We start from the raw sequence: 12,986 nt of genomic DNA on the forward strand, positions 1-12,986 counted from the left end.
CCTGCACCAGCGGGAAAGAGTCCATGTTGAAATGCTCACTAAGATTGTAGGAAGGAAGTTCTATTCCTATACATATAAATGTTTTGATTTTGTGCTCTCGATACCCGAGGTCCGCAATATACCCATGGAAGTCACTATATTACAGACAATCGTCCAGGATCCTGAAAAGGCCCGTTTACATCGGGGGCGGAATACCCGGAATGTAAATAGCGCAACAGTGAGGTTGCATCAGCCAGATTATAAAAAAAAAAGTTATGCCCGTTCGCCGTGATGGCAGATATCGAGCCCTACATATTCCTCGTCCGGGGTGACTCGCAGACCAATGACCCGGTCAAGGATCCACGCGATAACAAAGGTCATGACAAATGCGTACGCCACTGCTGCCAAGGCGCCGATCGTGTTTGCCACCAGCTGGTGGGTATTACCTTCAAAAAACCCGGAAAAGCCGGCCACGGCTGCAGCAGCAAAGAGACCGGTGGCAAGCGTCCCCCAGACCCCGCCCATGCCATGAATCGCCCATGCATCCAGGCTCTCATCAAGCTGCCTGCTGATCCGTAAAAGCATCATGCCAAAGCAGAGCACGCCGGCTACGGCACCAATAAGGACAGCTACAAGAGGGGTCACAAAGCCGGCTGCAGGAGTGATTGCCACCATCCCGGCAATGGCCCCGCTTACCATGCCCAGTGAACTGGGCTTGCCCTTGTACCAGCTGGCAAACATCCACGCGAGGGCACCTGCAGCAGCCGCGGTGTTCGTGTTCACAAAAGCCGTAACCGCACTCGCATTCACCGCAAGGGCACTCCCGGCATTAAACCCGAACCACCCAAACCAGAGCAGGGCCGCACCCAGGAGAGCTATTGGGATATTGTGCGGTTCTAGCGAGTATTCGCCAAAGCCGGCCCGTTTCCCTATTACCATCGCCAGAGCAAGGGCCGCAAAACCTGAGCAGATCTCAACGACTGTCCCGCCGGCAAAATCAATAAGGCCCATCTGCTGGGCCCAGCCGCCTCCCCATGCCCAGTGTGCGATCGGGCAGTATACGATGGTCAGCCAGATCAGGGAAAATACGATAAACGACGTCAGTTTGACCCGTTCGGCAACCGCGGAAGTCACGATGGTAAGCGTGACCGAGGCAAAGAAGAGCTGGAATACCATGTACACCAGCGGCGGGTAGGCCGCAACGCCGGTGGCGGTGGCGCTCACGCCGGAAAGCCCCAGGTACTGGAGGTTGCCGATAAATCCCCCCACATCAGGGCCAAACGCAAGCGAGTACCCATAGAGGATCCACTGGATACTGGTAAGGGAAAGCACCAGGAACGAGAGGGCAATCATCGAGATGAAGTTCTTTTTGCGTACAAGTCCGCCATAGAAAAACCCGACGCCCGGGGTCATGAGCATGACCAGCAGCGCCGAGACCATGAGCCAGGTGGTAACACCGGTATCAAGAGCCATATCTTTTTCTCCTGTAACTTTTAGTGGGGTGGCCCGTGTCTGGATCCTGCGGGGAAAAACCGGGGGCCTGCAAGGAACAGGTTTATGCACACGTCAGCGTGCGAAGTACGTACCTGTACAGCATGCGGCAGGGTGCCCCGGCCGTTTTATCCCTCTTTCCCGGATCCTGAACGGGCGACGGGCAGTTACCGGATAAAAAGTCCAGCCTGTCCCGATATGCGGGAAAAATTTTGGGAGATTATGGAGTTTTTTTAAAGATTAGTAGGTAGCGAGGTACCGGTCCAGTTCCCACGGGTGAACCGCGAGACGGAACGCATCGGTCTCTGCCTCTGCAATAGTAGCAAGGGTCTCAAGGATGTGCGGGCCGAGCGCTTCGCAGATGACCTTGTCCTTGACAAGTTCTGCCTGGGACTCCGCAAGGCTGCCGGGCAGCATATCGATCTTCATCTTCTTTCTCTCTTTTGCGGAAAGATGGTAGATGTTGGTGTTGGTAGGGTCTGGCGGCATAATCTTGTTTTTGATACCGTCAAGACCAGCAGCGAGCAGGCAGGCAAACGTGAGATACGGGTTGCACATCGGGTCCGGGCTCCGGAACTCCGCACGGGTGCTGTTGCCGCGGGCGGCCGGAATACGGATCTGGGCCGAGCGGTTGGTGGTGCTCCACGAGATATAGCAGGGTGCCTCGTAACCGGGGACAAGCCGCTTGTAGGAGTTGATCGTCGGGTTTGCAACCCGGGTGATGGCCTTTGCATGCTTTAAGAGACCGCCAATGTAGTAGAGAGCGGTATCGGAGAGGCCGTCTTTTGCATTTGCATCATAAAATGCATTCTTGCCGTTCTTTGCAAGCGAGCCGTGGGTGTGCATGCCGCTGCCGTTGATTCCGGCGATCGGCTTTGCCATGAAGGATGCGTGCAGGCCATGCCTGAGCGCGATTGCCTTTGCCGCAAACTTATACGTCATCACCCGGTCCGCGGTGGTCAGGGCATCGGCGTACTTAAAGTCGATCTCGTGCTGGCTTGCCGCAACTTCGTGGTGGGACATCTCGATCTCAAGACCCATGCTTTTCAGGGAGAGGACAATTTCCCTGCGGACGTCTTCTGCCTTGTCCATAGGAGCAAGATCAAAGTAGCATCCCTGGTCGGCAAACTGGGTGGTCGGCTTCCCGTCAACAAGATTGAAGAGGAAAAACTCGAGTTCGGGACCGGTGTTGTAGGTGTAACCCATCTTTGCCGCATCTGCCAGGACCTTCTTGAGCACGTAGCGGGGGTCGCCTTCAAAGGGTTTGTTCCCGTAGGTGTACACATCGCACATGAACCGGGCAACCTTTCCTTCCTGGGGCCTCCATGGCAGGAGCGCGTACGAGGCAGGGTCGGCCTTTAAAAGCATATCAGATTCCTCGATCCGGGTGAAACCCTCGATAGAGGATCCGTCAAACCAGGTCCCGTCGGTCAGGGACTTTTCTGCCTGGGCAACCGGGATTGCGGCATTCTTGGGCATGCCGGGTACATCGGTGAACTGGAGCCGGATGAACTGTACGTCGTCCGCTTCAATCTTTTTGAGCAGTTTGGTAACATCCGCAGACATAACGGCAATAATTTTCCTACCAATTACATTTATATTTTCTTAACTTATTTCATGGGAGAATGGTTACATTCAATTCTGGGAACGTACCAATACTATACGTTTCAATTTCCCGGCAGGGAAAGTACGGCCGGGGATAATAGAAGAACCAGACATCCCGATTGTGATTGAAAATGTGTGGAATTATCGGTGTTATCGACAAACGCCGCCGGCCCATGGACGGCAGTAAGATACGGGAATCGCTTGCCCAGATGGACGAGCGGGGAAACGGGGAAGGCGCCGGTTACGCGGCCTACGGCATTTACCCTGACTACAAGGATGCCTACGCCCTCCATGTCTTCTTTGACAATGTAAAGGAGAACAAACCGGCCCTGGTAAAAGAGCTCGAATCATGGGGTACGATAGTCCATGATGAACCCATTCCCACTTTCGAGGCCGGGATAAAGAAAGTCCACACTCCCTGGCGTTTTTTTTTCAAGCCTGACATCAGCCGTGCACAGGAACCCGGAGAGACCGCAGATGAAATTGTCATGCAGCTGGTCATGCGTGTCAACACCGCACGCAGGGGTACGCTTATCTTCTCATCGGGAAAGAACATGGGCGTCTTCAAGGCTTCGGGATGGCCTGAACAAGTTGCCGACCTGTACCGGATCCAGGACTACCAGGGATATCTCTGGATCGCCCACAACCGCTACCCCACAAATACTGCCGGCTGGTGGGGCGGGGCACACCCGTTTAACCTGCTTGACTGGAGCGTTGTCCACAACGGGGAGATCACTTCGTACGGCACCAACCAGCGCTATATCGAGAGCTACGGGTACAGGTGCACGATGTACACCGACACCGAAGTTGTTGCTTACCTCGTCGATCTCCTGGTGCGAAAGCACGGGCTTTCCGAGAAACTGGCGGTCAAAGCCCTTGCCCCGCCGTTCTGGGACGAGATCGATGTGATGCCGGCAAAGGAGCAGGAACTCAACCGGGCACTCCGGCTCACGTACGGTCCGGCGCTCATGAACGGACCGTTTGCGATCTGTGTTGCCACTCCTGACATGCTCCTGGGTTTTACCGACCGGATCAAGCTCCGCCCGCTTGTTACCGGTGAACATGGCGATCGGCTCTTCATCTCCAGCGAAGAGGCCGCCATCCGGCGCATCGAACCGGAGATTGCTGACGTGAGTATGCCCAAGGCCGGCGAACCTGTGATCGGGAGGGTCATCGCATGAGTATCGGGAGCATCCCGCTCAGGTTCAAGGTAGAGCTTGACACCGGGCAGTGCATGAACTGCGGGCGCTGCATCGAGAACTGCTCGTACGGCGTGTACCGCCGGGAGGGCGACCGGATCGTGGTCAACTCGCGCAACTGCGTTGCCTGTCATCGCTGTACCGCATTCTGTCCCCGTGATGCGATCAGCATCTACGAGAAGCCCACGGACTACCGGAGCCACCCGGTCTGGACCCGCGAGGTCAGGGAGGCAGTCTTCAACCAGGCAAAAACGGGAAAGATCATCGTTGCCGGTATGGGCAACGTGCTTCCCTATCCTATGATTTTTGACCGGCTCCTGCTCGATGCCTGCCAGGTCACCAACCCCTCCATCGACCCGCTCCGCGAGCCCATGGAGCTGCGCACCTATATTGGGAAAAAGCCCGCTGCCCTCTCCGTAAAAGAGCACCCAAACGGCGACACGGATCTCCTTACCACGCTCGCGCCGAACCTCAAGCTCGAGACCCCGATCATGATCGGCCACATGAGTTATGGTGCGATCAGCCTGAACGCCCAGACCGCCCTTGCAAAAGCGGCAAAGAAGATGGGCACCTTCCTTGGCACCGGTGAGGGAGGATTACACGAGTCGCTCTACCCGTACCAGGACCACATGATCGTGCAGGTCGCGTCGGGCCGGTTCGGGGTTGACATCAACTACCTTGAACGGGGAGCGGCAATCGAGATCAAGATCGGCCAGGGCGCAAAGCCGGGTATAGGTGGGCACCTGCCGGGCGAAAAGGTCTGCGCAGATGTCTCCTGTACCCGGATGATCCCCGAAGGAAGCGACGCAATCAGCCCGGCACCGCACCATGACATCTACAGTATCGAGGACCTAAAACAGCTCGTGCACAGCCTCAAAGAGGCAACCGAGTGGAAGAAGCCGGTCTTTGTCAAGATCGCAGCCGTGCACAACTCTGCCGCGATTGCAGCCGGCATTGCCCGCTCGGGCGCCGATGCCGTGGTCGTGGACGGGTTCCGCGGCGGGACGGGAGCTGCCCCCCGGGTCTTCCGTGACCACGTAGGCATCCCGGTCGAGGCGGCAGTTGCAAGTGTCGATGAAAAACTTCGCAAACAGGGGATCCGCAATGAGGTCTCGATCATCGCAAGCGGAGGGATCCGGCAGAGCGCGGATATCGCAAAGGTCATCTGCCTTGGGGCTGACGCAGTGTACATCGGCACCTCCGCACTCGTTGCGATGGGCTGCCGGGTCTGCGGTACCTGCAACCGGGGAGTCTGCGCGTGGGGGATCGCGACCCAGAGGCCGGAGCTCACAAAAAGGCTTGACCCGGAGACAAACGCGGTGCAGGTTGCAAACCTGATCCACGCGTGGACCGACGAGATTGCAGAGCTGATGGGCGCAGCCGGCATCAACTCAATCGAGAGCCTGCGGGGCAACCGCGACCGGCTCCGGGGCTACATGCTCGACGAAGGCCTGCTCAAAGTACTGGATGTAAAAACCGTGGGGGCGTAAAACCGATGGCAGCAGTACGCATTGATGCAAAGGACCTGCACTATACGCCGCTCAACCAGCAGATACGAAAAGCGATCTGCGATGGCGCAAAGGAGATCGTAATCGACAATGTGCTCGGCCAGCGGTTTATCGGGGACGGCCTCAGGGGAAATGACGTAACCATAACCGTCAACGGTGTTCCCGGAGGAGACCTTGCGATGTTCATGAGCGGGCCGACCGTAATTGTCCACGGCAACGCCGACCATGCGCCGGGCAACACGATGAACCAGGGCAAGGTGATCATCCACGGAAGTGCCGGCGATGCAACAGCACACTCCATGCGGGGCGGGAGGGTGTATGTCCGGGACAATATCGGGTACCGGGGCGGTATCCACATGAAGCAGTACATGGAGAAACGCCCGATCCTTGTGGTCGGCGGCTCTGCCCGGGCGTTCCTTGGCGAGTACATGGCCGGGGGCCTTCTCATTGTCCTTGGCCTTAACGGCCAGCCACCGGTTGCGGAACGGGGTGTAGGCAGCGGGATCCACGGCGGCGAGATCTATGTCCGCGGGAAAATAGACACAAAGTATCTCGGGGTTGGTGCAAAGCAGGAGCCGGCAACTCCCGATCAGATGGCGATCCTAAAGCCCATCATCGAGGACTTTGCAAAGGCATACGGGATCGATGCAGCACCCCTCGTTTCTGCATCCTATTCCCGGATCGCGGCAGTAAGCGCACGGCCGTTTGCAAGCAAGTATACACCGGAGTGAGAAGCGATGGCAGAAAAGAGTTATCTCGATTTGAAAAGCGAGGTCTGGGATGAGAAGAAATGCTCGGGGTGCGGTGCCTGCGTCGCGGTCTGCCCGGCCGATGCCCTCTCCTTTGCCGAAGGGGAGATGGTGACAAGCCCGAGGAGTAACGGCTACTGCAAGCAGGCGACCGACAATGTCCCCTGCGGGGCGTGCTACGCGGTCTGCCCCCGGACCGGCGAACAGTCCACCGGGACCCTCGGCGCACATCTCGATCTGTTCACGGCAAAATCGACCTTTGCAATCCCGCACCGGCAGAGCGGCGGCGCGGTGACCGCGATCCTTGCAAATGCCCTCGAACAGGGCCTGATCGATGCCGTTGTCACGGTGACCGAAGATCCCTGGACGCTCAAACCGTCATCAGCGGTCATCACAAAGTCCGAAGTTCTCATCCGCGAAGCCGGCAGCCGGTACGGCTGGTGGGTACCGCTCCTTGCCGCGCTTAAAGAAGCATGCATTACCCGGAAGTACACGAAGGTTGCCGTGATCGGGGTTCCCTGCGCAGTACAGGCAGCGGCCCGGATCCGGTCGAGCGACAACGATCTCCTCCGCCCGTACGCAAAAGGGATCCGGCTCGTTGTCGGTCTCTTCTGCACGGAGACTTTCGATTACGCGGGGCTCGTGCACGGCAAGCTCGAAAAGAAATACCATCTTGCCCCCCACGAGATAAAAAAACTGGACGTAAAGGGCAAGCTCGATATCCTCAAACAGGACGATTCCCATCTCTCCATCCCGCTTGCGGATCTTGAAGAGACCATCCGGCCGGGCTGCCGGATCTGCACGGACTTCTCCTCGCTCTCTGCCGATCTTTCGGCAGGGTCGGTAGGGAGCCCGGCGGGATACACAACGCTTGTGGTCCGCACCGATACCGGCAGAGGCTTTGTGGAGAGCGCTCTCCGGAACGGGAAACTGGAGAAAGGACCCGGGGTCGATACCGCTGCGATCGAGAAGCTTGCGGCGACAAAGATCCGGAAGAACGCAAAAAAATAATTTTTTTCTTTTTTTACCCGTGTACCCTGCGTGGCTGGTCCCTTTGCAGCGGAAATGCATAATCCCCGGGACATGAAATTCCCCCGCCTGCCACAACAGATGCACAGTCAACTGCCGGGGATACTCTACGGTAAATACAAGGACATTATCCCCGTAACCGGCTCCTGCAAAGGCCCCTTTGCACCAGGTGAGCCAAAACTGACCGTAAGTGGGGTTAATTTTCAAAAGCGTTATCCCTGAAAGGATCCAATATAGCGAGGGATTATGAACATACTATCTCTGTTCGCTGCATTCATACCGTGGATCGCTTTTGCCCTTGTTGCTGAAGCACCCCTGGGCAATCCCGGCCTCAGCCTGATTCTTGCGTTTGTGATCGCTATCGCACTCACCCTCCTGACCAGTTACCACCAGATCCTCAAAGGGTATATCCTTGCCATAGTGTCGCTTGCATTCTTTGCCGTATTCTTTGTCCTCATTATCGGACTCAAGTACTATTATCTTGCAAATTACATCGCAGTGCTGTCAATGCTGCTCCTGACGATTGTCTGCTGGGCCACCATCCTGTTCCGGTTTCCCTTCACCCTCCAGTATTCGCGGGAAGGAGTGGAACCCGAGCGGGCCAAGAGCGCCCCCTTCCTGCGGGTCAATTATATTATCACCGCCGTCTGGGCAATCGCGTTTACCCTGGGTTTTGCAATAGACGCTTTCCTGCTGGTGTACCCATCACCGGGCTTACTCTTCTGGGACAACCTGAAATGGGTTTTCATGGTAATCGCGATCATCTTTACCGTATGGTACCCCGCCCGTGTACACAAACAGCGGGCACTGGAAGCACTGACAAAGTACCGTCCGGATATCCTGAAAAAAGCCTGATATCCCCTTATCACATTTTTACAGGGACGGGTCTGTTCACAAAATTCGGAAAAGGCACCCGGACCCTGCCTTTGAGATTTTTTGTCCCTTGTACATTCCCGAATTCTTTTAAGGGATGCCTTCCTCATTCTATGTTACCGGAAAAATCCGGGCACAGGCGCTAAATATGCCCGTCCCTCTCCCGGCAGGTGAATACCATGAAGATGATCAAGGCAATGATACGGCCCGAGAAGTTCGAAGATGTCAAAGCCGCCCTGGACACGGCAGGATTCGGGGCGATGACAATCTTCGATGTGGAAGGCCGCGGGGTCCAGCGGGGGATCAAGCAGCAGTACCGGGGCGCCGAGTATGTTGTCGACCTGATCCCCAAGCGCGAACTGGAGATCGTTGTCCCGGACGAGTCAGCAGAGACCGTAATCGAGACTATCAGGAAAGCCGCATACACCGGGAAGGTCGGCGATGGCCAGATCTTCGTTCTGCCGGTCGAGGACTCGATCCGGGTCCGGACGGGCGAGCGGGGATCCAAGGGGATCTGAAACTGTTTACAGATCCATACGTTCTTTTTTACTCTTCTCCCGGGTCTGGCCCGGCAACGTGCTTTCACGCAATTTTGGACCGGCGGTTCTTTTACCGGCGATGAACCATTTCCCCTCCCGTTTAATTTTCCCGATGATCTGCCCTTAAAACAGCCTCTTCTTTTCCTGTTCACTCTACGGGCAGCCAGCCGGGAAAAAGTGCAGGTAAAATAAGCCCTATACGGGCCCGGATTCCCGATCCGGTGGTCCCGTTTTCCGGTTCCACAGGAAATGGTGTCCACGCCTATGAAAAATTCTTTTTTATTTGGGTATTTTTGGAAAAAAACGAGTTTGCGGGGAGTTCAAACCTGCAATATAGCGGCTTTTTTTCGGCCCCGGTTTTCCGGATGTGCCGGAATAGGGGGCAAGTGTAAAAAAGGGTGATATTGCAGAGATTTCAACCCGGAAAAAAGATCGCAATATCCGCGTTTTTCCGGCCTTTTTAGGTACCGGATGGGTAAAAGCATGGGTCAAAATTGACCGAGATTTTAGGGCCCGTAGTGGCCATTCTTTGACATCGAAATCAGGCGCATTTCGGCAAACAGGGCTAGTATATGGTCCCTTTTCCACGCGAACCAAAACGGAGGGCAATACGGAGTTTTCCGGGAGTGATCGGGATCCAAAATCCGGAAAAGAAGCCCGATTCGGGCTTATTCTCCCGCTTCCGGTCTAACCCCTGTTTTCAAGGTACCCCGGAAAGCGAAAAGGTGTTTCTCTCTCATATTGAGGTGGTTCTATCAGTCCGTTTTCGGTGTATTTCTGGGAGAGTCCCCAAATTTTCTTCGGAGGTTTATTCCCAAACTTTCTTTATTGCACCAGATCCCGTGGGCGCAATTGCGCTTTCAAAGATATCAGCCATGCTGAATTTTGATCTTTCAAAGAAAAATAACGAATCACCTGATACCGTTGGGCAAAAGTGTCAGGGTTCTAAAATAACAGCCGGCATAAAATTAATCGACCTCAGCGGAAACCAGCAGATCATTCCGGTAAAACCATTTGTTTACCAGCCATATGAGGATCCCAATAAAAATCCACGATAATTCGGCAATATAGGTGTTAAATACTGCAATTCCTATCGAAATGAGAAATACTCCTGACCCGCCCAGCAGGCGTATGAGCCGGTAATGCACATATCCGTCAGTGATATCAGAGTCCGAAAGTCTGCGATGTTTTGTTGCATACCACCAGAGAGCAGCAAGAACAACACCGGCACATGCCTGGGTCATCGCATAAAATATCACAGCAACCGGAGTCTCGGGATACTCGATAATAAGCGAGGTGTGGAACGGGATGAGGGTAATAAAAAAAAGGAATGAAAAGTTCAGTACGCTAACGGTCCGGTCCAGTTTTCTTATATGCTGGAAAATGTGGTGATGGGCCATCCACCATTCGCTGATAATGACAAAACTAATGGCATAGATCAAAAACGTCGGCCATTCACTGATGAGATGTACCGGGAGTTCCGCGGCGATATTACCTTTTGTAACAACAGGAACGGTAAGCGAGAGGACCATCAGGGTTATTGCAAATGCGAATATACAGTCCGTGAGATTAATCAGGCGTTCGAGGTTCTTGAAAAACTGGTATGTTGAATGGGATTTTTCCGGTGGCATAATTACCTGATCTCCGGTTCTCTCATTAAATCTCGCTTCTGACAGGTTCACGGTCGATATCTTTTCGGTTCCTTTCGTAATTGTCTTCCTGCCTTACCTGGTGCGTGTCTGGATCGAGGCATTCGGATCGCTTCGAATCCTTATCATACAGAACTGCCCAGTATACGGTCCTGATAAGGGTGCGGATCGTATTTTTTTCTGCCGAATTTTTACCGACAACGCTGAAAGCACCACGCCGGTATGCCGCTTCTTTGATGCTGTCATCGTCATTATAGGAGGTAAAAAGAATAAATGGGGTCATGTTGCCACGGGAACGCAATTCCTGTAAAAACTGGATCCCATTCATTCCTGGCATCTGGTAGTCGGCGATGATGCATTCATACGAGTGGGAACTCATCTTTTTATTTGCCTCATATACCGATGATGCAGTATCGATCTCTATCTCCCCGGTCCGTTCGAAAAATAAGGTGCAGATTTCAAGCAGGCCGGGGTCATCGTCCACGTACAGTATTGGTATCATGGGTGATACTCCCGTGACTTGTAGAATTCCCGGGCCTCATGACATGACCCGGGACACTTCAAAACAACGTGGATCAGCCTTTTAAGTTCCTCAATCCCGGAAAGCGTGTGATTTCGCACCCACTGCATCTGCCCGGATTGCCGTGCCTCTTCCTCAGCAACTGAGGGTGAAAGGGCAAAAAAAATAAACGGCGTCGATATCCCAAATTCCCTTTTGAGCTGGAACAGAACAGTGCCGGTTGTTTCCCCCATTTGGTGGTAATCGATCACCACGACATCTATCCGGCAGATCCCGATTTTCTGGACCGCGTCTGCAATGGACTGTGCAGACTCCACAACTATCCCTCCCCCGCTCTCAAGGTACCATTTGACCACATCAAGCAGAAACGGGCGGTCCTCCACGTACAGGACGGAAATTTTTGCCCCGGGTTTTTTGGGGGCTTTTTCCGTTACCTCGCTCCCGGAGGAAGGTATGCATATACTGGGGCTTATCCCGACAGCCGGTCCATCGCGCACTTGTCCCATGATGACTGCCCTTTTTACTTTACCTGTTTTTCCGCCTCGTATGGATGACACCATAGATGATACCGATGAGAACTGCGATAATCAGGGAGACATACACTGGATTGGAGATGATACCCTGGATACCGGTAAGGTTTTCCACGCTGATGGAAACCTTCACGGGGTCGGACACATAGGTATCTCCGAGCGCACTGTTGTACCGGATCTCGGAATCAAGGCCGTACTGCTTGAGTGTGGCAGCCTGTGCAACGCTGATCTCGTAAGAAGCAACCGCGGTCTGTCCCGGGGCAAGTTCGCCGATATATGCAACAGCAGATGAGCTGGAAAAGGGAGCGACCACGCTTACCCGTGCCTCGGCATTGTAGATCGTACTATCCCCGGTGTTTTCGTATTCGACCTGGATCGTGTTCGTGCTGCCCGGGCTCATGATGACCTGGGGTGAGAGGATGACAAATGTCACCCTGTTTCCGACTGGTACTCCCGCGGTCTTGGTCTGAGAGGAGATAAAGTCGCCTTCATCGTTCTGGTAGAGTACGGTCACATCCACCGGGTAAGTCTTGTTTTCAGCATCCTTTGCAACCGAGACCTTGTACTGGCACGAGACCGTGCTTCCTGCCGGGAAATCTCCGATGTACACGCTGGAGTCCACAGGGCTTACCGGGCTGTCGTCGTGTTGTGTGATCTGGACCGTTGCCTTTGTGCCGTCAAGCGACCCGGTATTTGCAATCGTTAAGTTCACGTACCCGCTGGAACCTGCCACCAGGTTCTCGGACGTTGCCGATACGATCTCCGGGATCACCTCAGATTTAATGACCAGCGGCACAGTGAGCGTCATGTTCACCGGTACGTAATAATACCGGAACGATCCCATGTTATCAAGCTGGTCAACGGACGAGAACTGCGTGAAATTGATGGTGAGCGGAAGCGTGTATGTACCGCCCGGGGCGTTCTCGTTGACTTTCGCTGAGAATACGACGGTCTGCTGTGCCTGGCTGGGGATATCGCCAATCATCTGCGGATCGGTCTTGACGGTGACCGGCGCATTTCCTGCCCCCATCGCAATCGTTACAAATTTCGCAGTAGTGGGGACATCTGCCCGGTCCACGATATCCGGGGATACTTCATAATTATCGTCGATTTCTGTGTTTTTGATTACTACCGGGATCTGGATCTCGCTTCCCGCTGTAAACTGGTCGGTGCCGGCTATGTATGCCGTCAGGTTCGGGCTGCCTCCAAAGAACCGTGTACCGGCCTGCGCCGGTACAACCAGAAGGACTGCTGTCATGAGAAGGAGGATGATTGCAATCCGGCTTTTTTGTGGGAATGTTATTTCCATGGTAAA

At 54.5% G+C, this 12,986-nt stretch carries 12 protein-coding genes; 6 read left to right on the plus strand and 6 right to left on the minus strand.

All coding sequences use genetic code 11. From position 1 onward, the window contains the following. Nucleotides 1-252: 252 nt before the first annotated feature. Both MBOO_RS08800 and glnA read right to left on the minus strand, forming a co-directional pair. Nucleotides 253-1,452 (minus strand): ammonium transporter, encoded by a 1,200-nt coding sequence (locus MBOO_RS08800; protein WP_012107251.1) that lies wholly within the window; start codon nt 1,450-1,452, stop codon nt 253-255. Between the two features lie 258 nt (nt 1,453-1,710). Further along, entirely contained in the window at nt 1,711-3,036 is a 1,326-nt protein-coding gene (gene glnA, locus MBOO_RS08805; RefSeq protein WP_012107252.1) for a type I glutamate--ammonia ligase, read from the minus strand. A gap of 170 nt (nt 3,037-3,206) precedes the next feature. Between glnA and MBOO_RS08810 the strand changes: the two genes are divergently transcribed. The 6 genes from MBOO_RS08810 (at nt 3,207) to MBOO_RS08835 (ending at nt 8,951) form a co-directional block, all read left to right on the plus strand. Continuing rightward, nucleotides 3,207-4,256: a class II glutamine amidotransferase gene (locus MBOO_RS08810; protein ID WP_012107253.1), complete on the plus strand. Its 1,050-nt coding sequence runs from the start codon at nt 3,207-3,209 to the stop codon at nt 4,254-4,256. After that, nucleotides 4,253-5,764 (plus strand): glutamate synthase-related protein, encoded by a 1,512-nt coding sequence (locus MBOO_RS08815; RefSeq protein ID WP_012107254.1) that lies wholly within the window; start codon nt 4,253-4,255, stop codon nt 5,762-5,764. The genes MBOO_RS08810 and MBOO_RS08815 overlap by 4 nt, the downstream gene beginning before the upstream one ends. Nucleotides 5,765-5,769: 5 nt before the next feature. Then, complete coding sequence (locus MBOO_RS08820) at nt 5,770-6,513, plus strand: GltB/FmdC/FwdC-like GXGXG domain-containing protein (protein WP_012107255.1); 744 nt, start codon at nt 5,770-5,772, stop codon at nt 6,511-6,513. Nucleotides 6,514-6,519: 6 nt separating this feature from the next. Continuing rightward, a complete protein-coding gene (locus tag MBOO_RS08825; protein WP_012107256.1) occupies nt 6,520-7,542 on the plus strand; it encodes a Coenzyme F420 hydrogenase/dehydrogenase, beta subunit C-terminal domain in 1,023 nt (340 codons plus the stop codon). 264 nt (nt 7,543-7,806) lie between these two features. Continuing rightward, nucleotides 7,807-8,415, plus strand: coding sequence for a hypothetical protein (locus MBOO_RS08830; RefSeq protein WP_012107257.1), 609 nt, complete (start codon nt 7,807-7,809; stop codon nt 8,413-8,415). 197 nt (nt 8,416-8,612) lie between these two features. Continuing rightward, nucleotides 8,613-8,951, plus strand: coding sequence for a P-II family nitrogen regulator (locus tag MBOO_RS08835; RefSeq protein WP_012107258.1), 339 nt, complete (start codon nt 8,613-8,615; stop codon nt 8,949-8,951). 989 nt (nt 8,952-9,940) lie between these two features. Here MBOO_RS08835 and MBOO_RS13145 read toward each other — a convergent pair. Genes MBOO_RS13145 through MBOO_RS08855 form a run of 4 tightly spaced genes read right to left on the minus strand, consistent with a single transcriptional unit; the run spans nt 9,941 to nt 12,980 of the window. Next, nucleotides 9,941-10,603 carry a TMEM175 family protein gene (locus MBOO_RS13145; protein ID WP_012107259.1) on the minus strand — a complete coding sequence of 221 codons (663 nt, stop codon included), beginning with the start codon at nt 10,601-10,603 and terminating at the stop codon, nt 9,941-9,943. A 25-nt stretch (nt 10,604-10,628) separates the two neighbouring features. Further along, nucleotides 10,629-11,123: a response regulator gene (locus tag MBOO_RS13150; RefSeq protein ID WP_012107260.1), complete on the minus strand. Its 495-nt coding sequence runs from the start codon at nt 11,121-11,123 to the stop codon at nt 10,629-10,631. After that, complete coding sequence (locus MBOO_RS08850) at nt 11,120-11,647, minus strand: response regulator (RefSeq protein WP_012107261.1); 528 nt, start codon at nt 11,645-11,647, stop codon at nt 11,120-11,122. The genes MBOO_RS13150 and MBOO_RS08850 overlap by 4 nt, the downstream gene beginning before the upstream one ends. 19 nt (nt 11,648-11,666) lie before the next feature. Then, on the minus strand, nt 11,667-12,980 hold the full coding sequence (locus tag MBOO_RS08855) for a COG1361 S-layer family protein (protein ID WP_012107262.1): 1,314 nt from the start codon (nt 12,978-12,980) through the stop codon (nt 11,667-11,669). Between the last annotated feature and the right edge of the window lie 6 nt (nt 12,981-12,986).

It is taken from the genome of Methanoregula boonei 6A8 (assembly GCF_000017625.1).
Classification (GTDB): Archaea; Halobacteriota; Methanomicrobia; order Methanomicrobiales; family Methanospirillaceae; genus Methanoregula; species Methanoregula boonei.

Coding starts and splice junctions, on each gene's coding strand:
- MBOO_RS08800 (WP_012107251.1), bottom strand. CDS start 1,452: ATGGCTCTTGATACCGGTGTTACCACCTGGCTCATGGTCTCGGCGCTG.
- glnA (WP_012107252.1), bottom strand. CDS start 3,036: ATGTCTGCGGATGTTACCAAACTGCTCAAAAAGATTGAAGCGGACGAC.
- MBOO_RS08810 (WP_012107253.1), top strand. CDS start 3,207: ATGTGTGGAATTATCGGTGTTATCGACAAACGCCGCCGGCCCATGGAC.
- MBOO_RS08815 (WP_012107254.1), top strand. CDS start 4,253: ATGAGTATCGGGAGCATCCCGCTCAGGTTCAAGGTAGAGCTTGACACC.
- MBOO_RS08820 (WP_012107255.1), top strand. CDS start 5,770: ATGGCAGCAGTACGCATTGATGCAAAGGACCTGCACTATACGCCGCTC.
- MBOO_RS08825 (WP_012107256.1), top strand. CDS start 6,520: ATGGCAGAAAAGAGTTATCTCGATTTGAAAAGCGAGGTCTGGGATGAG.
- MBOO_RS08830 (WP_012107257.1), top strand. CDS start 7,807: ATGAACATACTATCTCTGTTCGCTGCATTCATACCGTGGATCGCTTTT.
- MBOO_RS08835 (WP_012107258.1), top strand. CDS start 8,613: ATGAAGATGATCAAGGCAATGATACGGCCCGAGAAGTTCGAAGATGTC.
- MBOO_RS13145 (WP_012107259.1), bottom strand. CDS start 10,603: ATGCCACCGGAAAAATCCCATTCAACATACCAGTTTTTCAAGAACCTC.
- MBOO_RS13150 (WP_012107260.1), bottom strand. CDS start 11,123: ATGATACCAATACTGTACGTGGACGATGACCCCGGCCTGCTTGAAATC.
- MBOO_RS08850 (WP_012107261.1), bottom strand. CDS start 11,647: ATGGGACAAGTGCGCGATGGACCGGCTGTCGGGATAAGCCCCAGTATA.
- MBOO_RS08855 (WP_012107262.1), bottom strand. CDS start 12,980: ATGGAAATAACATTCCCACAAAAAAGCCGGATTGCAATCATCCTCCTT.